General features: G+C 34.6%; 25 protein-coding genes. 4 read left to right on the top strand and 21 right to left on the bottom strand.

The genetic code is table 11. The annotated features are described in order from the left end of the window. Positions 1-180: 180 nt before the first annotated feature. The 9 genes from OB_RS05355 to OB_RS05315 all read right to left on the bottom strand — a co-directional run bounded on the left by OB_RS05355 (position 181) and on the right by OB_RS05315 (position 8,052). Positions 181-1,047, bottom strand: coding sequence for a glycine betaine ABC transporter substrate-binding protein (locus OB_RS05355; protein ID WP_011065404.1), 867 nt, complete (start codon positions 1,045-1,047; stop codon positions 181-183). A gap of 24 nt (positions 1,048-1,071) precedes the next feature. Further along, entirely contained in the window at positions 1,072-1,902 is an 831-nt protein-coding gene (locus OB_RS05350; RefSeq protein WP_011065403.1) for an ABC transporter permease, read from the bottom strand. Then, positions 1,902-3,098 (bottom strand): quaternary amine ABC transporter ATP-binding protein, encoded by a 1,197-nt coding sequence (locus tag OB_RS05345; RefSeq protein WP_011065402.1) that lies wholly within the window; start codon positions 3,096-3,098, stop codon positions 1,902-1,904. The genes OB_RS05350 and OB_RS05345 overlap by 1 nt, the downstream gene beginning before the upstream one ends. A gap of 32 nt (positions 3,099-3,130) precedes the next feature. Then, a complete protein-coding gene (locus OB_RS05340) occupies positions 3,131-3,601 on the bottom strand; it encodes a thioesterase family protein (RefSeq protein ID WP_011065401.1) in 471 nt (156 codons plus the stop codon). A gap of 16 nt (positions 3,602-3,617) precedes the next feature. Beyond that, the gene (locus OB_RS05335; RefSeq protein ID WP_011065400.1) at positions 3,618-4,541 is read right to left on the bottom strand and encodes a 3-hydroxyacyl-CoA dehydrogenase NAD-binding domain-containing protein; all 924 of its coding nucleotides are present in this window, start codon (positions 4,539-4,541) and stop codon (positions 3,618-3,620) included. 14 nt (positions 4,542-4,555) lie between these two features. Continuing rightward, positions 4,556-5,434: a 3-keto-5-aminohexanoate cleavage protein gene (locus tag OB_RS05330; RefSeq protein ID WP_011065399.1), complete on the bottom strand. Its 879-nt coding sequence runs from the start codon at positions 5,432-5,434 to the stop codon at positions 4,556-4,558. 175 nt (positions 5,435-5,609) lie between these two features. Then, positions 5,610-6,185, bottom strand: a complete 576-nt coding sequence (locus OB_RS05325; RefSeq protein WP_011065398.1) for a TetR/AcrR family transcriptional regulator — start codon at positions 6,183-6,185, stop codon at positions 5,610-5,612. 164 nt (positions 6,186-6,349) lie between these two features. Beyond that, complete coding sequence (locus tag OB_RS05320) at positions 6,350-7,324, bottom strand: bile acid:sodium symporter family protein (RefSeq protein ID WP_011065397.1); 975 nt, start codon at positions 7,322-7,324, stop codon at positions 6,350-6,352. 158 nt (positions 7,325-7,482) lie between these two features. Next, complete coding sequence (locus tag OB_RS05315) at positions 7,483-8,052, bottom strand: TetR/AcrR family transcriptional regulator (protein WP_041544104.1); 570 nt, start codon at positions 8,050-8,052, stop codon at positions 7,483-7,485. A gap of 138 nt (positions 8,053-8,190) precedes the next feature. Here OB_RS05315 and OB_RS05310 point away from each other — a divergent pair, with 138 nt between their 5' ends. Continuing rightward, a complete protein-coding gene (locus OB_RS05310; protein ID WP_011065395.1) occupies positions 8,191-8,952 on the top strand; it encodes an SDR family oxidoreductase in 762 nt (253 codons plus the stop codon). A gap of 80 nt (positions 8,953-9,032) precedes the next feature. Here the strand turns inward: OB_RS05310 and OB_RS05305 are convergent, their stop codons facing one another. After that, entirely contained in the window at positions 9,033-9,779 is a 747-nt protein-coding gene (locus tag OB_RS05305; RefSeq protein WP_011065394.1) for a sulfite exporter TauE/SafE family protein, read from the bottom strand. Positions 9,780-9,966: 187 nt separating this feature from the next. Between OB_RS05305 and OB_RS05300 the strand changes: the two genes are divergently transcribed. Further along, complete coding sequence (locus tag OB_RS05300; RefSeq protein WP_011065393.1) at positions 9,967-10,776, top strand: alpha/beta fold hydrolase; 810 nt, start codon at positions 9,967-9,969, stop codon at positions 10,774-10,776. A gap of 8 nt (positions 10,777-10,784) precedes the next feature. Here OB_RS05300 and OB_RS05295 read toward each other — a convergent pair whose 3' ends face one another. Continuing rightward, entirely contained in the window at positions 10,785-11,183 is a 399-nt protein-coding gene (locus OB_RS05295; protein ID WP_011065392.1) for a YobA family protein, read from the bottom strand. A 357-nt stretch (positions 11,184-11,540) separates the two neighbouring features. Next, the gene (locus OB_RS05285) at positions 11,541-11,837 is read right to left on the bottom strand and encodes a hypothetical protein (protein WP_011065389.1); all 297 of its coding nucleotides are present in this window, start codon (positions 11,835-11,837) and stop codon (positions 11,541-11,543) included. 56 nt (positions 11,838-11,893) lie between these two features. Here OB_RS05285 and OB_RS05280 point away from each other — a divergent pair, with 56 nt between their 5' ends. After that, positions 11,894-12,241, top strand: coding sequence for a hypothetical protein (locus OB_RS05280; protein ID WP_011065388.1), 348 nt, complete (start codon positions 11,894-11,896; stop codon positions 12,239-12,241). A 7-nt stretch (positions 12,242-12,248) separates the two neighbouring features. On the opposite strand, the gene OB_RS05275 is transcribed toward OB_RS05280, so the two are convergent. The 3 genes from OB_RS05275 to OB_RS05265 all read right to left on the bottom strand — a co-directional run bounded on the left by OB_RS05275 (position 12,249) and on the right by OB_RS05265 (position 13,880). Continuing rightward, a complete protein-coding gene (locus OB_RS05275; protein ID WP_011065387.1) occupies positions 12,249-12,674 on the bottom strand; it encodes an NUDIX hydrolase in 426 nt (141 codons plus the stop codon). Positions 12,675-12,723: 49 nt separating this feature from the next. Continuing rightward, positions 12,724-12,906 (bottom strand): hypothetical protein, encoded by a 183-nt coding sequence (locus OB_RS05270; RefSeq protein WP_011065386.1) that lies wholly within the window; start codon positions 12,904-12,906, stop codon positions 12,724-12,726. A 143-nt stretch (positions 12,907-13,049) separates the two neighbouring features. Beyond that, entirely contained in the window at positions 13,050-13,880 is an 831-nt protein-coding gene (locus OB_RS05265; RefSeq protein WP_011065385.1) for a metallophosphoesterase, read from the bottom strand. 112 nt (positions 13,881-13,992) lie between these two features. Here OB_RS05265 and OB_RS05260 point away from each other — a divergent pair, with 112 nt between their 5' ends. Then, complete coding sequence (locus OB_RS05260; protein WP_011065384.1) at positions 13,993-14,841, top strand: YitT family protein; 849 nt, start codon at positions 13,993-13,995, stop codon at positions 14,839-14,841. 290 nt (positions 14,842-15,131) lie between these two features. On the opposite strand, the gene OB_RS05255 is transcribed toward OB_RS05260, so the two are convergent. The 6 genes from OB_RS05255 to OB_RS05230 form a co-directional block, all read right to left on the bottom strand. Beyond that, complete coding sequence (locus tag OB_RS05255; RefSeq protein ID WP_011065383.1) at positions 15,132-15,545, bottom strand: AAA family ATPase; 414 nt, start codon at positions 15,543-15,545, stop codon at positions 15,132-15,134. A gap of 25 nt (positions 15,546-15,570) precedes the next feature. Next, positions 15,571-16,164, bottom strand: coding sequence for a hypothetical protein (locus tag OB_RS05250; RefSeq protein ID WP_011065382.1), 594 nt, complete (start codon positions 16,162-16,164; stop codon positions 15,571-15,573). Positions 16,165-16,514: 350 nt separating this feature from the next. Further along, a complete protein-coding gene (phnE, locus tag OB_RS05245) occupies positions 16,515-17,378 on the bottom strand; it encodes a phosphonate ABC transporter, permease protein PhnE (RefSeq protein WP_011065381.1) in 864 nt (287 codons plus the stop codon). Further along, on the bottom strand, positions 17,378-18,163 hold the full coding sequence (phnE, locus tag OB_RS05240) for a phosphonate ABC transporter, permease protein PhnE (protein ID WP_011065380.1): 786 nt from the start codon (positions 18,161-18,163) through the stop codon (positions 17,378-17,380). Before phnE (OB_RS05240) ends, phnE (OB_RS05245) begins: the two co-directional genes overlap by 1 nt. A gap of 13 nt (positions 18,164-18,176) precedes the next feature. Then, positions 18,177-18,941: a phosphonate ABC transporter ATP-binding protein gene (gene phnC / locus OB_RS05235; RefSeq protein WP_011065379.1), complete on the bottom strand. Its 765-nt coding sequence runs from the start codon at positions 18,939-18,941 to the stop codon at positions 18,177-18,179. Positions 18,942-18,985: 44 nt separating this feature from the next. Then, entirely contained in the window at positions 18,986-20,014 is a 1,029-nt protein-coding gene (locus OB_RS05230; RefSeq protein WP_011065378.1) for a PhnD/SsuA/transferrin family substrate-binding protein, read from the bottom strand. Positions 20,015-20,050 lie beyond the last annotated feature (36 nt).

Raw genomic sequence — 20,050 nt, 5'->3', positions numbered from 1 at the left:
TGGGACAAAATAGTTGATTTTAACTCAAAAGTAAAATACTTACGCTTTCTGAAATAAACTAGCAATCAGATTGAGGAAGATTTTCAATCAACCTCTAGATAAACGAGTTTATTTCCTAAGTATTGTTTATAAGCTTTTTTGTTAAAAATCGTTTTGTCCCAACGTGCTATTGTTTATCTTTTATTCGTTTTCTAACATTTTATTTACTTTATCTTGATTATTATCGATCCATTCTTGGGCAACTTCACGCTCATCTGCACCATCTTCAATCTTCGTAATCATCTCTTCTACTTCATCAATAGAAATATTCCAGTTTTGTAGAAATGCATAGACATCCGGTGCTTTTTCTTTCAAACCATTATTCGCAAGTACATTTACAGTTGATGGTGTAAATACTTTATAGTCATCTTCTAATACTTTAATATCAAACTTATTAAACATAGAGTGTGGTCTCCAGCCATAGAATATCACTGGCTCATCGCTAGATATTTTTCGTTGTACTTGAGCTAGCATTCCACCTTCTGAGGACGGAACTAATTCTAAGTCTAAATCTGCTTCTTCAATTAACTCGCGCATCATTTCTGTTGCACCAGCGCCTTCTTCAATTCCATAAATCTTATTACCAAATTGATCTTCTTTTCCTTTTAGATCACTTACTTTATTTATTCCCTCTAAATTCGAAGGAATTGTTAATCCAGTATTTGCATTATCGTAACTTGTAGTTACTTTTTCAACTGAATCTGAATACTTTTCCATCTGATTTTCATGCGCTGGCATCCATGAATCCATATATGCGTCTAAGTCCCCGCGAGAAAGACCAACAAAGGTCGAACTCACATCTGCCTGTGTTTCTTCCACTTCATAACCCATGTCTTCAATGATAATACGTGCAATTTTTGTTGGAGGCACTGTACTCGTCCATGGAGTTACAGCTAAATTAATCGTTCCCTTACTTTCGCTAGCATCCGTTGATTCTTCATTACTAGATCCACAGGCTGCTAAAAATAGTAATGTAAACAGTGATAAAACAATAGTAAACTTCTTCATTATGTTAAACAATCCTTTCATCGATTATTTTCCTTTACCAATTCCTTGTGTAATCCGATCAAGAACAATTGCTAAGACAACAATTCCCAAACCAGCTACCAAACCTAATCCAATATTCACTTGAGAAATAGCTGTTAATACAGATGCACCTAATCCTGGTGCTCCGATCATAGAAGCCACAACAGCCATTGACAGGGAAAGCATAATTGTTTGATTTACTCCTGCCATGATACTTGGTATCGCTAATGGAATTTGAACTTTATATAATAGTTGCTTATTTGTAGAACCAAATGCTCGAGAAGCTTCAACAATCTCTTTTGGTACACTTCGAATACCTAAATTAGTCATGCGAACAGCTGGAGGAGCAGCAAATATAAATGTAGCCATCACTGCTGGGACACCGCCTAGACCAAATAATAAGACTGCAGGAATTAGGTACACAAAACTCGGTAAAGTTTGCATGAAATCTAGGATTGGTCGCACGATTCGTTGTACTCCATCATTCATGGCGCTTAATATTCCCACAGGTATACCTATAACGAGAGAGACAAGGGTTGCTACAATAATAATTGCAAGTGTCTGCATAGCTCCTTCCCACATATCCACAGAACCAATAAATAAAAATCCTATTATAGTAAAAACAGCTAAACCAATGCCAGATACCTTCCAAGCTATTAATGCTAGAATAATAGTAAATAGTTCTGCTGGGATCAATAATAATAAATCTGTAACTCCACCGATAAATATGTTAAAAACTTCACTAATGACGTTGAATATACCACTAAACGTTGGTAGAAACCATCCATTAACGAATTCATTCATCCACTGTTCTAGTGGTAAATAAAAATAATCCATTATTCATTCACCTCCGCGTTTTCCTTTCCTAGAACTAGACCTGATAGAATGGATACTCGTGATACAATCCCAACTAACTTGTCTTCTTCAACAACGGCGATTGGGTATTTTGTATCCGCAGCTATTCCAATTAAATCACTTAAAGGAGTACTTGGAGTTGTTTGATAAATTTCTGTTTGTAATACATCTTCCATAGGGATATCTTCTTTATAAGAACGAATGGCATCATCAATTGTTAGTAAACCTTTGTAATGATCTTGACGGTCAACAACGAAAATACTAGACGCCCCTACTTCTTCCATTTTTCGTACTGCCATTCGCGGTCCATCTTTATACGTGGTCAGTACTTCTGGTTTCCGCATAACCGTTCCAGCATCCAATACTTTGGAACGATCAACATCTTTCACGAAATTACTTACATATTCGTTTGCAGGATTCTCAAGAATCTCTTCTGAGGTACCGACTTGAACAATTTCGCCATCTTTCATAATTGCAATTCGGTCGCCTAATTTCAATGCTTCATCCAAATCATGCGTAATAAAAAGAATAGTTTTATTTAATGTATTTTGAAGTTTTAATAACTCATCTTGCATTTCTTTTCTAATAAGTGGATCAAGTGCGCTAAAAGCCTCATCCATTAGTAGAATATCAGTATCATTGGCTAATGCTCTTGCGAGACCAACTCGTTGCTGCATTCCACCACTAAGTTCGTTCGGATAGCTATTTTCATAGCCTTTCAGACCAACATCTTCAATTGATTTGTAAGCTTTCTTATTTCTTTCTTCTTTAGAAACGCCTTGAATCTCAAGACCGTAAGATACATTATTAATAACAGTTCGATGAGGAAACAATCCAAAATTTTGAAATACCATTCCTAACTTATTTCTTCTTGTCTCGATCAACTGTTCCTTATTCATCTTCGTGATATCATCTCCATCAATATTAATGGAGCCATTAGTCGGTTCAATTAATCGATTAATTAATCGAATCAAGGTAGATTTACCACTACCAGAAAGTCCCATAATCACGAAGAATTCACCACTTTTTACATCAAAAGATACATTATTAACACCGACAGTATTACCAGATTTCTTTAAAATTTCATCTTTTGTATAACCCTCTTCAAGTAGTTGTAATCCTTTTTTTGAATGAGAGCCAAAAATCTTCGTTAATTGATTTACTTCAATCTTATTCATGTATACTCTCCTTCAAATTTCACAATAAATTATTATTTTTTCTTTATTCCTATTACTCTTCCTGCTTGTTTCGGTTTCTCTATCCATTGATGGTTATTCCAAACATGATCAATATTTTCTTTTACATGAGGTAGAAACGGTGCTGGCTTTCCTATTTCTTGATCCATCCCCATAAGCATTTGCTCACTGGTTGCAATAACAACTTCTTTTGCATTTTTCATCGTAAAAAATGCATGTAATCGTTTGGAATCTACATCCAACAATTGCAAATCTACGTGAAGTTCTTCACCTAAATAAGCTTCATTTAAGTAACAAAGATGCGTTTCCAAAGTAAACAGTGTGTATTTTTCATTCTCGATGACTTCTTTCGTCAGGCCAAAAAACTCCATTAAAGAATCCACTGCATAACTGAAAACAGCAGCATATGCGGCATCATTCATATGACCGTTATAATCTACCCATTCTGGTTTTACTTCTGATTTGAAGTTAAACATTCTATCCATCTTTTCATGTCACCTCTTATGGCCAATAATCTTCGACAAGATCAATAAGTTTTACTAAAAATTCATTTCTCTTTTTCTCTAACTCTTCGACAGACCGATCATTAGCATGTGTTTCACAGCCTTGAATAACACGTTCTTTTAATTCATCTGTTAACTCCGGTGCTTCTAGTTTCGTCCAAGGTAATTTTAATGCTGGTCCGAATTGTTCTAGCATATGTCTCATGCCTGCATTTCCTCCAGCTAAATGGAACGTCATAAATGGTCCCATTTGCGCCCAACGTAAACCAGCGCCATAAGTAATTGCTTTATCTACTTCTTCGGTTGTCGCGATACCGTCATTTACCAGATGCAATGCTTCACGCCAAAGTGCCTCCATTAAACGGTCTGCTACAAATCCTTCAATTTCTTTTTCAATTACCATAGGTTTCATTTGTAAAGATTCATAATATACCGATGCCCTATTCGTAATTTCTTTTGTTGTTGCCTCTCCACCAACGATTTCTACGAGTGGAAGTAGATAAACTGGATTGAATGGATGAGCTACTACTAAACGTTCCGGATGATTTAAGCCTATTTGTAAGTCTGTTGGCTTAATTCCAGAAGTACTAGATCCAATAATTGTATTCGAATGTGCAAAACGATCAATTTCTTTAAGTACGCCGTGTTTTAATTCATATCGTTCTGGTACACTTTCTTGAATTAAATCTGCATCTTTAACCGCTTCTTCAATACTATCCACAAAAGTAAGAGAATCTTTGGATGCACCTTCTTTTAATCCTAATTGTTCTACTGATTCCCAAGCATTCTCGATTGCTTGTATTGTTCTTTCTTTTGCCCCTGGTGCAGGATCATGAGCTACAACTTCACACCCGTTTGCAAGAAAACGAGTAATCCATCCATTACCAATTACTCCTGTACCAATAACAGCTACTTTCTTCATTTTGGATTTCCCCTTTATTTACCTCTTAAGTTATAAGCCTCTCTTGCTTCTTGAGGAGTCATTATTTCTATATTATTTGCATGTAATTGATTTACCGCTTGATCTACTAAGGCTTCATTTGTTGCTAATACACCTTTTTTTAAATAAATGTTATCTTCTAGTCCAACTCTTACATTTCCTCCAAGTTGGGCAGCCTGAGTTACCATTGGTAATTGATTTCGTCCAATACTAAATGCAGACCAGTGAGCATTTTCCGGAATACGTCCCTTCATATACAGCAATGTGTCTAATTCAGCATCTGCTCCCCATGGAATTCCGAGGCAAAATTGGAACATCGGATCATTATCAATTAATCCCTCTTTAATTAGCTGATTTGCAAAATGAATATGTCCAGTATCAAAACATTCAAGTTCTGGCTTCACTCCACTTTTTCGCACGAGTGCCGCCTGTTCACGTAACCAATCAGTTGGACTCATGTAGATCATGTCGCCAAAATTGGTTGAACCACAATCCAATGTACACATCTCTGGCAGTAATTCGCCAACAGGTTTATGTCGTTCGGATGGAATCTGGATATCTGTACCATTTCCTCCAGCTGATGGTGTATCTAAACTTGGAATAAAATCTCCACCACCACCAGAAGTAATGTTTATAATTACATCTGTTTCTGAATCACGAATTCGATCTACGATTTCACGATAATGTTCTACATCATGACTAATTCCACCTGTTTTTGGATCTCTTGCATGAACATGTGCAACTGTGGCACCTGCTTTTGCAGAAGCAATCGCAGATTCGGCAATTTCCTTCGGTGTAACCGGAACATTAGGATTTTTTTGAATAGTATCTCCTGCTCCTGTAACAGCAGCAGTTAACATAACTTTTTTAGCCATCTTATCCCCTCCTATAAATTTTGATCTATATATATTCAAATACTGTACCGTTCAGACGGTTAATTATTCACAAGTGTTACTATACCATCTGGACGGTTTTATATCAACACCCTTTTTCACTTTTTTATTGTTCGTTATTTCTCATAAAAAAAACTACCTAATCACTTAGGTAGTTTTAATCGCTATCTTTCTCTTTCTTTTCTGCTTTCATATATAAATCCTGAATCCATTCGTGGAGCCTTTTATATACTTCTTTCTTCTTTTCATTATCTATATTATAATGTTCTAAAAGTTCAGCTAACCAAATACCATCTGCTGCTAAACGAATGATTGTTGCATCAATCGGGTCTAACCCATCATTTTCAATATTACCTTGCCATTTTTCATACGCATCATGAAGCGGAGCCATCAATTTAGGATTAACCGCTTTGGCTGCTAATAGTCCAGCATGCATATCTTTATTCGGATATCCTTGGTTGAAAGTTACATTTAAAAATGATCTCGTCCACTTACCTCTCTCCAATGGATCTCTCTCAACATTATCACTTATTTTATTTTGATAGTTTTGTGCTAAGTGTTCCACCATCCCTTTTACAAGAGCTTCCTTAGAAGGGAAATGATATAACAACCCGCCTTTACTAATTCCTGCCTCTTTCGCTACAGCCTCTAATGTTAAATTGAAAATCCCTTTTTCACTTACGATTCCTGATGCTGCATTCAGGATTGTGATTTTACGTGATTGTTTTGACAAATTCATCATCCTCAGCACAATTGATATTTTTTAATTAATTTCACTATACTACCCAGACGGTTTATTTTCAATATATTATTATCTAGGATTTTCTAATACTGTATAAATTATTACACAGTATTTTTATTGTGTGAGATAAAGATGATAAATTCTAGATATTGCTTTTATCCTAGATTTTCAACTTTTTCTTGGATAATGGAAATATCTTTATCGCCCTTTTTTGACCAATATGTTGCTAATAATGGCCCAGATATATTATGCCATACACTGAAAATCGCGCTTGGTACAGCGGCAACTGGTGTTGTTGCAAAAGCTGTTAATGCAAGCGTTGAAGCGAGGCCAGAATTTTGCATACCTACTTCAATCGATATTGCTTTTCGATCGGAAAAATCGAGTTTAGCTAATTTTGCAATGAGAAATCCTAAGAATAAACCTAATAAATTATGTAGCATAACAACTCCAAAAATCAATAAACCTGATGTTGCAATTGCTTCAGTATTTACGGCAACAACCGCACTTGCTACTGCAACAATTCCGATTACAGATACAAGCGGTAGAACCGATACGCTTTTTTCCACTTGATTACGGAATAACATACGTACCCCTACACCTAGCACTATTGGTAGTAATACTACCTGTATAATGGATATAAACATACTCATAAATGAGACAGCCATCCATTCACTCGCTAATAACAATGTTAATGTAGGTGTCATAATTGGTGCAATTAATGTAGATATTGTTGTCACGGATACGGATAACGCAGTATTACCCTTAGCTAAATATGTCATAACATTAGACGCAGTGCCACCCGGACAACACCCTACTAGTATGACTCCCACCGCAATTGCTGGAGGAAGTTGAAAAACTACAGCAAGACAATATGCAATAATTGGCATAATGGTATATTGCAATATTACAGCAATTAATACACTTTTCGGTGTCTTTATTACCCCTTTGAAGTCATTTGGAGTAAGTGTCAACCCCATTCCAAACATAATAATTCCAAGAAGTAGCGAAATATGTGGAGCGATCCAAGAGAATCCACTTGGAAAAATAAAACTAATCACCCCAAATAACAACACCCATATCGCAAAGGTATTACCTGCAAAAATGCTTACTTTCTCTAAAGATTTCAAGACATCTTCCTCCAATCTGTTTGTATTCTCATTATAATAACAATAATCTGATAATAAAGTCTATACTATTTAACAATTTAATGTGGTAAAAAGTTACATAATTAATGGGTTCCTTTAGTATTCTCTCCTTTTGCCAATGTAACAATCATGAAATTGATTCAACTATTGAAATTTATAATTTTTAATAAGTGTTTATTCAATTCCATTACAGGTGTTCCATAATTTTTTCGATGCCATTGAATTAACAAACCAAGAATTGCATTCGTTTGATAGCTTAATAAATAATCCTTATCTATATTAGTAGTTGTCGTCAACGCTTTTTCAATGGAATAAGACATCAACAAACGAATTCGATCAAAAACAGAGTAATAATACGTCATTGGAATACGCTCATTGAATACGATTTCATAAAAATTTTGATGTCTTTTCACATGATCAAATATTCGTATCATATTTGCGTCTAGTTGATTAATATTATCGTTTGTCTGTTTATATGGTTCATCGTACGATATTTTTAAATCCTCCACTATTTCTTCAAAAGTTTGTTTAAATACATCTTGAATATTTCCGTAATGCAAATAAAATGTTCCTCTATTTACATGAGCCTTACGACAGAGTTCAGATACCGTTATATCTTCTAATGACTTGGACTTTAGTAAAGAAAACAATGCAGTTCGGATGTTTTTTTCTGTCTTTATGATACGAAGATCTTTTTTCAATTTATTCATCCCCCTTTTATTAGACATGTTTAAGAAGAACTGTCGATTAATCAAAAACCATAACTTATTTTTATAGGAACCATCTCTATCTTACAGTATAATTTTTATTGAACAGATGTACAATAAATTGATAAAGGGGATGTTGAAATGAAATTAAAAGACAAAGTAGCTATTGTTACTGGGGCGGCATCTGGTATGGGGAAAGCCATTGCTACTCTATATGCTAGTGAAGGAGCAAAAGTAATTGTCGCTGATTTGAATGAAGAAGGCGCACAAAGTGTTGTTGAAGAAATTACAAGCAATAACGGAGTTGCAACTGCAATCAAAGTTAATATTGCTCAAAAAGAGGATATTGATAAGATGATTGATACTGCTGTTGATACTTACGGAACATTAGATATTCTAGTGAATAATGCAGGAATCATGGATGGTTTTGAAGCAGTTGGTGATGTTGAGGATGACCGTTGGGACCTTATTTTTGATATAAACACAAAAGGTGTTATGCGTGCAATGCGTAAAGCTATACCAATTTTCCTTGAAAAAGAAAGCGGTGTTATTGTAAATACTGCTTCTACCGGAGGTTTAAATGGTGCACACGCTGGTGCTGCATATGGCGCTTCTAAGCATGCTGTAATTGGTTTAACCAAAAATACAGGTTATATGTATGCAAATAGCGGCATTCGTTGTAATGCCATTGCTCCAGGTGGTGTTGCTACTAATATTACCTCTTCGTTAAAAGGATTCAATGAGTTTGGTTTTGGACGTACAAAAGCAGTTCAAGGTGTAATGCCACGTGTTGGACAACCTGAAGAGATTGCACAAGTGGCGCTTTTCTTAGCATCTGATGACGCAAGCTTCGTTAACGGAACCGTTGTAACAGCAGATGGCGGATGGACAGCTGCATTTTAATATAAGCATAATCCAAGATAACCGAACTTTTCTCCATTAAATTAACTGGATGAAAGTTCGGTTGTTTTTATTTGCTCTACCTAATTAAAGAGTAAATTAATTCCGCCAACCGTTGCTAAAACTAGTATAAGCATAGTAAATACATGTTGCGGGATCAGTGGCAATACTTTTACTCCTATTATAGCTCCCAGTATGATGACTGGTGCCATCGTTAAATTGAATGTTAATGATTCCGTTGTAATTAAACCTAAGTACATGTAAAAAGGAAATTTAATTACATTAACTGATAGGAAAAACCAAGCACCTGTACCAACGAACTCTTTCTTCGGAAGTCCTTTTACAAGCAAGTATATTGTCATAATAGCACCAGCTGCATTACCAACCATCGTAGTAAAGCCACCTAGAACTCCCATCAAAATTGTAAATGTCAGTGAAGTAGGTAGCATCTCATTAAACTTACTCCCAAGCCTCTCTCTAACTACATTTAATGCTATCATGATTAAAACAATTACACCGATAATAGGTTTTAATTGTTCATCATTGACATATTGTAGTACAAAAAAGCCTGCCAAAATCCCCATTAAAACCCAAGGTATCAAATTAGTAAGATACTTCCAAACTACATTTCTACGATAATATGTAACTGCAAATAAATCGCCAATTAACAACATAGGAAGTAATAATCCAACTGATTCTCGCGCGGGAAATACAAACATTATCAACGTTACAACTAGAATGACTAGATTTGGTAATCCAGACTTCGAAAACCCAACAAATAATGCACAAATAATAACAATAACCCAATCTAATAATGAAAAATCAAACATAAATATGCCTCTTTTCTCGCTGTATCGAATTATATATACTAGTTTACAATACTAATCCTAATAGAACAGTTCCTTTTTTGAAATAGAATTGTTCGACATTTCCATATAAACTAAACTTCAGCAGGTCTTTTTCAATTTTTATTGAAGTATACTTATAGAAAATAAAAATGATGGAGGTTAGGTGAAGATGCAAGAATTATTTATAGAGGTAGAAGAAAATGTAAAACTCTATGTTAGGGATAGTGGCGGTAAAGAGGATGTTCTTGTTTTTATACCTGGGTTCACTTTTACATCTGAAGTGTTTCAACACCAAGTAAATTATTTTTCGTCTAATTATCGAGTGATTATAATCGATCCTAGAAGTCATGGAAAATCAACTACAACTGTTCATGGGAATGATTACGTTACCCATGGAATGGATTTACACATGGTTCTACAAAGCTTAGGATTAACAAATGTCCATTTAGTTGGATGGTCTTTTGGTTGTCTAACGGTATGGGAATACGTCAAACAATTTGGAAGTGATCATCTTAAATCAACCACTTTCATTGATATGCCACCTAAATCATTATCCGTAAATGAAAATGATTGGGTTGAAGGGAATCTGGATGATATGGCACACGTATATCATGCCAGTTTACGAGATGAAAAGGGTCAAAAGGAATTTATTAAGAGTTACAGTGAAAATGTAATGATTCAGCGTAACCTAACCAATAGTGAGTTAGATTGGATTATTGGCCAATCATTACTTACTCCTCCACATGTTGCTGCAAGCTTATTTGCTTCTGGGTTATTTTCTGATTATCGTACAGAAGCACAACAGCTTAGTACAGAAATACCTACTTTATTTATTATTGCCAAACATTGGTCCGATGTAGCGAAGCCTTATTTGAAACAATTAGCTTCAAAAGCAGACATAGAGATACTCGGTGGACACATGATGTTTTGGGAATACCCTGAGAGGTTTAATGCGCTATTAAAGGAATTTTTAGCATAGACCTAATTTCATTCGTCGATTACTTCAACAAAATAAGCATTTGTTCTCGCAGGTGAGGACTCCAATAATTTATCGCTATAGACACGCACTTTTTGATTTACACTAATATTATGAAACAGATTGTTACCTTTGACAGCTCGATGTTCCGAAACGATGATAAGCCCTTTATGTTCAGAAAAAAGATGCCCTGTAATTCTATTGATCAAAGAAGTAGGCTCATCTGCTATCCATATTGTATTTGTTAATCTTTTAGAGACGACGTACCCCTCTGAAGTAAATTGATAATCATCATCTACCTGTACTTGGTCATTTGTGTCCACATTCATAATCAGTAGGTAGAAGATTGGTACGATGAATAAGGCGAAAAGTAGTATTTTCCATAAATAAGATAAAAGCTTATTCATCATGTACTAACTCCTCTCGTTTTAAAAATGCTCAATAGACTTATCAACTATAAAATAAAATGTATAATAAAAATCCCAACAAACAGAGAGAGCCATGGAAAAATATTAATGAATATCATTTCTAGATAAGAAATATGTTCGATCTTGCGCTTATAAACATAAAACCATGACAATATAACACCAAGAAACCAAATAGGTAAAATGAAAAAATATTCAGGTGCCACAAAAGTTTTATCAGTATAATTCTCAGCAATTGTTCCGCTAGCAAAAAATAACGTAATAGCAAAAGCAAGAAATCCACAAACAATTAAATTAGTAATCATCAATGTTATTTTCAACTATATCCTCACACCTTTCATTTTATGGTGCAAAATCAATGATTCCTGTAATCAAGAGAATAAAAATCATGACCCAATAAATAATGAAGGACCCAGATAGTATCAACGAAATTGTTGGAATTACATTCTTCTCTGACTTTTTTAATCTACCAAACAGAGAAAGAATGATACCTACCGCAGATAATATCATAGTAATAGAATCTCCAATTAAACTGCCTATGTTTGCAATTCTAGTGGGTTGCACAAACACGATAAAAAAACAGGTGATACCTAGTGCAAGTGAAATGTAGCTTACTGTTCCATGCTTCTTTTTAACCAATGTTGATTCATTTTTAGTTCTCCCTATAATATAATTAAAAAATGGGGGTTATGACGATGAAAAAACGATCAATGTTTCTTTTCTTTATATTCTTTCTCGGAGCATGTAATACTGCAACAGAAAGCGAATCCTATCAAAGCATGATCAGAATTCATAATACTAATTACTATTATTTGGATGATGCAACAAACTACAGCCAATCTGTAAAAATTGGTGAAATTAAGGAACAGACTCCACCTGATGTTATGCCCGTTAGACATTTACGCTCCAATTCTGAACCTAAGGGATCTGAAATTTATTCTACAAAAGAAAGCTCGAACCACATCATTGTAAGAAATATAGACACAGATGATATATCTGTATATACTTCAGAAGAAAACAACTTAAGTAGCACAAATGACTAACAACCATTTAGAACTCTATGCAAAAAGGATGCGTATTCTCATCTAAGCAATATTTGATTCTTTGTTTAAAATTAGGTAACGTTACCATATCTAATGCTACTTTAATAGGGAAGTATCCTGTTTCTAGACTCTCTGATGTAATAGAGGGCGTCCCTCCAATTGGTTTCGCTAAAAATAAGGTGTTGGTTATCGACTGTTGAACATTTTGAAATACACCACAGAACTTTATAATTTCAACATCCACACCAGATTCTTCTTTCGTTTCTCGAATAGCGGCTACTTTCAAAGATTCTCCTTCTTCAACTTGACCGCCAGGCATTTCCCATCCTCTCCTGGGACCTTTGATTAATAATATTTCATCATGCTCATTGATGACAATCGTTGCTGCTGATATAAAATGCTTTGGTGGTGAGTATGATTGGTTATTTCCCATTTATGTCAGCTCCTTAGCTATAACATCGTTATGCAAACAATCTTAGATTTCAAATCAGATCCATCCATCTAAAAATACCTCTTATCAGCCAAATAATTAAGCGAATAGGCAAAATAATAATATCAGGAACCCAAAACAAAATATCTAATACAAGATCTTTTTTCGTATAATCTTCTTTATCTTTTCTTTGCTTTCTCGTTTTAGCTTTTTTTGTTTCCCACCATTCTCTCAATATTTACTCTCCCTTTTATATAAAAATATAACTATTCTACGACTATCTCACCGGAAATGTTTCAAATATTAAAATTTTCACATCGAACTTACTTTATTACGTTTTTACCAATTCACTAAAGTACACTAAAACATTACTACATGTTAGTTTGTAATTTCAATGACACTGAGCTGACTCTGATTTAAAAATCGAACTGGTAATAAACTCGTACCTAAACCACTATCGATATACAAATGTTGATTCTCTTTCAGTTGATAAACACCTTTATCTTTTTTAGGAAATAAACCTTCATCAGGTGCTACTATCGGACCAATCAATGGCAACCTTACTTGCCCTCCGTGAGTATGACCACTCAGGATTAAATCAGCATCTATTTCAACATATTTATCGGTAACACCTGGAGAATGAGACAACAACACTGTATATTCTTTAGTATTGACATTGTTAAATGCCTTTTTCATATCCTCATGATTGGTAGACACATCATCTATACCGACAAGATTGAGAGTCATTCCTTTTATCATCATTTCTGTGGAATCATTATTTAACATGTGTACTCCTCGTTGCTCAAGTCCTATCAACAGTTCATTTTTTAAATTATTTCCCCATTCGTGATTACCAGATACAAAATAAACGTGCTGCTGAAAAGACGTTAATTCTTCTACTAAGTGAAAAACGTCATGGAAACGCTTCGTCTTTCTATCTATAATATCCCCTGTAATCACAATAACGTCTGGCTGCTGATTTTTTATTGTATGTATTAACTTCTGGTTATTATCACCAAATACTTTTGCATGAAGGTCACTAAGCTGAATCAATTTAATTCTCGAATCACTATCCAATTTATTAGATTTGAAATGTACTTTATTCACTTTGAATACATTCGTTTCATAATAGATATCAACAAGTACAAATAATAGAAAGATTATTAAAGTAACATAGATGATTGACTTTTTTCTTGATATTCGTTCCAATGTATCATCCTCTTTCTGAAAAAATACCATATAAAATTTGGTTTTAATTTAAGTAAATAGGGAAAAATTTAGTTTAGAATGAGACGATTTCTACTAACAAGGAGCTTACATAATGAAACATTTCTTAAAAGATATTATTTTTATTATTATCGGAGCACTTTTTTACGCATTAGCTGTTAATATGTTAATTATCCCCAATAACTTTGCTGATGGCGGGCTTACAGGTATGTCCATTCTTCTCCATTATGTATTTGGATGGTCTACGGGTATTGTTAACTTTATATTGGCAGCAATTATCCTAGCAATCGGATACACCGTATTACCAAAAAGAAATATCATACTAACTACGATCACAGCAACACTGATTTCCTTATTTCTTTATATAACAGAAAATAATATTGAACCCCTTGCAGATCCGCTTGTATCTGCTATATTTGCAGGTTTCTTTAGTGGTATAGGTGCAGGATTGATTTTCCGTACCGGTAGTTCGATGGGCGGTACAAGTGTTATTGCCCGGATGTTTCACCATAATCTAGGATGGGATCTAACAAGAACGAATTTTGTACTGGATGCAGCCGTCGTTTTAGCTGGATTATTTTTTATTGGAACTTTAAATACGATGTATACTATCATCTTATTGTTTATTGGTAAGAAAGCTACAGACCTTGTTATGGAGGGGCTAGATCCTAGAAAAGCAGTTAGTGTAATCTCCACGCATGCTACTGAAATCACAGACGTGGTAATAAACAATTTAGACACTAGCGCAACCGTATTTAAGGGTTATGGTGGTTATATGAAACAAGATGCAGACATGTCTTATATTATTATTAGCAAATACCAATTAATGAGATTAAAGAGACTTATCTACTCCGTCGACGAAAAAGCATTTGTAGTCATTCACGATGTAAGAGATGTCACCGGTGGAAGCTTCGCTTGGGAGAAGAAACGAGGCAGAAAATAGATGGAGTTTTAGGGACAGTCCTCTCAATCAGTGGGGAATTTCCCCACTGATTAATAGAATAAATTCCCTCTGCTAGCAAGACTGATGTAATAATCATTATAGTAACTATTTTCTTCCTACTAATCTTTTTATTTTCTTTTACTATTATGGATTAATTATGCACCTAGAACATGTTATGAATAGTCATAGGCATTTGCTTATGATTATATTTAAAACCTCTGATGCTGTTTCTTCCGCAGTTAGTTTTTCTGTATTTATATGTCTTTGAAAAAAAGTTGCATCTAATTGGTTTACATTTTTTCGATTCGATTCACAATAAATTTATTATCTTCATCCCCTCTTTTCTTTAATCTATCTATTATTGTTTGAGGTTCTGCTACAAGTGTAAAGTGATGTAATTGAATACCTTCTTTCTTTAGTCTTCCTATAATTTCTTGATAGTATTGTTCATTCGTAAGTGTCATTGGTACAATCACTATTTTTTCTGTTTCTGTTGTTATCTTCTTTAATAAGTGATAATTCCACATTCTCCATTCTTCATGGTCCTGAAAGTCTTCTTCACATAATTCAACCGGTAGCTGTTTTCGGATTAGAAAGCCTACTTCTTCCGGATCATACAAATAGGAATTCGGTATTCTTTTATGTAGTATTTTCGCAGTTTCTGTTTTTCCAACGCCGAATGTTCCATTAATCCAAATAATCATGTTATACCTTCTCTCATCTTAAAAATTATTCATTATATATATCCTTTACATCCCAATCATTTGTGTTTATCACTTCGGTAATGATTTGTTTGATACGATTGTCTTGCGTGTCATATGGAATATCAATCGTTGTATTACTATCTGAAAAATGGTATGAAAATACTGATCGTGAACGAGGATCAACAACCCTACTAACTTCCTCTACATCATCCCAGGCAATGTTATTTTCAGATAAAGACCAAAAATCATTTCCATGTACCCCATTACTATCAAAATAAGCATAATGTGAAACTGAAAAGATAAATAATGGAATTGTTACAACTAGTAATAAGAGATGAATAGTCGTTAATTTATATTCTTTATCTTTTTTCTCCATATAGAATTTAGTTAATAAGAAAGATAATAGTGTCACTGCAATCAAAATCATGGCGATTCCAAATCCTTTAAACGATTCTACAGGTCGAATGAAAATCCAATGATCATAAGAAAAAAATAATAAGTCCTGAATAAAAATAATAGCTATCCCAGGTATACCAAAAGCAGACACGAGTAATAGTAGGATACTTGTCAAAATATATGGTAAGAGTGAATCCGCATCTATGTCACGTAGAAATTTCATATAACCCCTCCTTTTCTACTATATACGATTTTACTCATTATCGGTTTCATTTTTTCAAAAATTTAAAAATATATAGATAATAAAAACACGAAAATCTCTAGTTTAAAATAGTTTGGATATTGAAATATAGGCAATTAAAAACTCCCCATCGATAAACAGTTTATGTTTTTTAAACCGTCCACCTGAAGGGGAGCATATTGGAATACATAGTATCCGAAGGCGCATCATCCACCTTAAAATACGCGAAGCATCTAAAAACTATTTTCATTTCGCTTTAGTTCAACCTGCACACATGCTTACCAAAATTATTGGTTAAAGCTAGCTATTTATCTATACATATTCTCCTGCTCTTAAGAAGTTACTTGACCAGGAAAATAGCGATTTTTCAATCTCGTTGACATAATCTCTAGTATGATTGCGATTAATAAAATCGCATATGTGATAAAGCCAACTTCTCTAAGATCAAAGTAAAATCCAGAAGCCATAAACAATTCAAAGCCAATTCCACCCGCTCCAGCAGCCGCGCCCATTGCCACAGCTACTGAGAAATTTATTTCAAATCGTAAGAATGTCCAAGACAATAAATACGTAAAGGTAGATGGTAATATACCATGTACAATTACATGCCACCATTTTGAACCTGAAGCTCTTAGTGCTTCAAGAATTCCAGCATCCACTTCTTCAAACGCTTCTGAAAATGCCTTTACTAGGTAAGCAACGGAATGAAACAACATTCCAAGAACAGCAGCTTCACTTCCGAGTCCTGCTGCTATAGCAAAAATAAGCACCCAAAGCACGGTAGGTACAGCTCGTACAAACGCTACAAAAATCCTAACTGTTTTGGATATCCATGGTTTTGATAAATTCTCTGCAGCCATCAAAGCAAGAAAAAATGCTATAATCGCCCCAAAAACCGTAGCTAAAATACCCAATCCCAATGTGACCCCAATTTGATACGCCGCTTCTTGCCAACTAAAATGGTTAAGAGCAGGCTCTAAGAACATTACTCTTAAATTATGCCATGTTTCTGGTATTGCTCGTTCTAGCTGTAGACCGGAATAATTGAAAAAGAAAAACGCTAAGATTGTTAACAAGCTAAGGATCCATATTGTACTCTTGACAACTAAATCAATTTTGTTCCCAGATTTTATATTAATTTGCCCGTTCCGCTTCCGTCTCATTTTTATCGAGGTTGTTACTTGATTCATTTCCATTACAATATCACCTTCCGTATCTTGTTAGATAATAATTCAATAATAATTACGGCTATAACGATGGACAAAGTAATCAACGCAACAACATCATAATTCAAATTTTTATAGTAAATATCGAACATATATCCAATACCAGTACCTGTTAATATCCCTACAAGTGTTGCACTACGAATATTCGTTTCAATCATAAATAGGATCCAGCTTAACATTTGCGGGAGGCTTTGCGGAATTACGGCATTGTTTACAATATGAAAGTATGTAGCCCCTGTTGCACTAAGGGCTTCTACCGAACTTGAGCTTGCTTCATCTATTGTTTCAATAAATGCTCTAGTCAAAAATCCCAATGTCCCAACGAAAAGTGCCAGGAAGCCTGTCACCGAGTTTTGACCAAAAGAAATCAGTAAAATCAATGACCAAGCTACCACAGGAATGTTTCTTGAAAAAGATGCTATAAAACGAGCTAGCACACTAAAAAAGTTATTTACTTTTGTCGTTTTTGAACCGAGTAATGCTAACGCGATTGATAGCACTGCTGCTAAAGTTGTAGCAGCAATAGACATAAAAATTGTCTCGGTCAATTTTTCTACTATACCAGGTAATTTTGTAATAGCTTCACTGGTAATAAAAAGATTAGCAACCATCCAACCAATTGCTTGTGGAATTGTCGTAATACTCTCAAGCAAATTAAACTGCGTTATGGACGAAGCAAAATAGGTCATCAAGATAATTAGTAGTAAAAAGATTGTTGCTTGCCACTTCCCTTTCCTCATCTTTTGTTCATCCATATGACCTACTCCTCTATACCGTAATTAGTTCTCGCTGTTGAAAACCATAAATCGATTCAATTTTATCCTGATACAACATATTGCTTGGGCCGTCAAAAACAATTTCTCCACTTTTTAAACCAATAATGCGATCTGCATATTCTTTTGCCACTTCGACTTGGTGTAAATTCACTAAACAGGTAATCCCTAATTCATTTGTAATTCTTTTTAGATAATCCATAATTATCTTCGAAGAATTTGGATCTAAAGACGCGATTGGCTCATCACATAGAATAATCTTTGGATCTTGAATTAATGCGCGACATATTCCAACTCTCTGCTGCTGCCCTCCACTTAATTGGTCACACCGCTTATATGCATGATCAGCAATACCTAATCTATCAAGTAATTCAAAAGCTTTTTCTTTCTCTTTTTCTGTAAATCTCCCAAATATACCTTGTAAATTTGTTTTATACCCAAATCTTCCATGTAGCACATTTTCAATTACCGTAAGACGAGGTACTAAGTTATAGTGTTGAAAAATCATTCCTATATTTGTACGTAGAGTTCTTAAAGACTTTTTCTTCATATCTCCTACACTTTGTCCATCTACAAATACGCTACCCTCACTAATTTCTACCATTCGATTAATGCATCGTAGTAATGTAGACTTACCCGCACCAGAAGGACCAATGATAGAGACAAATTCGCCAGATCCAATTTCAAAATTAACATTCTTTAAGACTTTCGTATCTCCGTTATAGTGCTTACCAAGGTTATTAACTTCTAATAAAGTCATACATGGACACTCCTTCCGATAATTCCGGTAGATAGTCATTAAATTTACTTTGTAGCTGAAAGCTCTCGAATTGGGTTAAACCATTGATCCTCTACAGGGACAAAACGCTCATCACCAGATTTAAAGAATAAACCAGATTCATCGGAATCTTCAGGGACAAAAATTGCCTCATTATTTGCAATTTCTTCGGAACTAAATAGATTTTGAATGGTTTCAAATTCTTCATCACTAAGTAAATTCGTATTTGCTACAAAAGGAGCATTTAAGACTGGAGTTACATTCATTAATGTAAATTCACTACCAGTTACCGTATTAAATGGCTCTTCAGCATTATCTTTTACTTTATATACAGAACCTACTGTGTTTTCTTCACCTTCTGCTACCTCTACATAATTTTCTACACATGTGTCGCAAAAAGCTGCTACGTCTGCATTTCCATTTAACAAGTTAACTGCTGATCCTTGATGCGATCCACCAAATAATACTTGTTCGAATAAAGGACCACCTTCCATTAAATCTTCTTCGGTTAACTCCTTGTCTGAGAAATTCTCCATTATTGTGGAAGATGGAACAACAAAGCCGGAAGTTGAACTATTTGAAACAAAGGAGAATCTTTTGCCCTCAATCGTATCTAAGCTAAAATCATCACCATTTTTATAATTCGTTTGATCATCGACGTTCACAGCAAGCCAACTATGATACATTGCATCTTCTAATGTTCCAGATGGGCCAGTAGGAACAACCATTGGCTTCACTGCGTCATTTTTACTATTCGCCTCGATATAACCTTGAGCTCCCATAAATGCGAGTTCAGCATTATCATTTGCAATGGTTTCAATTGCGATTGCATAATCAGTAGTTAAATGGTGTTCTACTTCTTTACCTGTCTCTTCTTCTATAACATTACCAATTTCGTCTCTCGCAGCCTTCAATTCATTACCAGATTCATTAGGGTACCAAACAATGTCAATAACATCATCACTACTTGCTCCTCCTGCACTCCCATCTGAACATGCAGCAAGGATAGACAAAATCATCACAACCATAAAGAAACTACCAATTTTTTTATACATCGTGTATTCCTCCCAATAAAATAGTATAGTTTACAG

The organism is Oceanobacillus iheyensis HTE831 (genome assembly GCF_000011245.1).
GTDB classification, from domain to species: domain Bacteria; phylum Bacillota; class Bacilli; order Bacillales; family Amphibacillaceae; genus Oceanobacillus; species Oceanobacillus iheyensis.
Note: the sequence above shows the minus strand (reverse complement) of the source record. Positions and strands in the feature narration are given on the sequence as shown.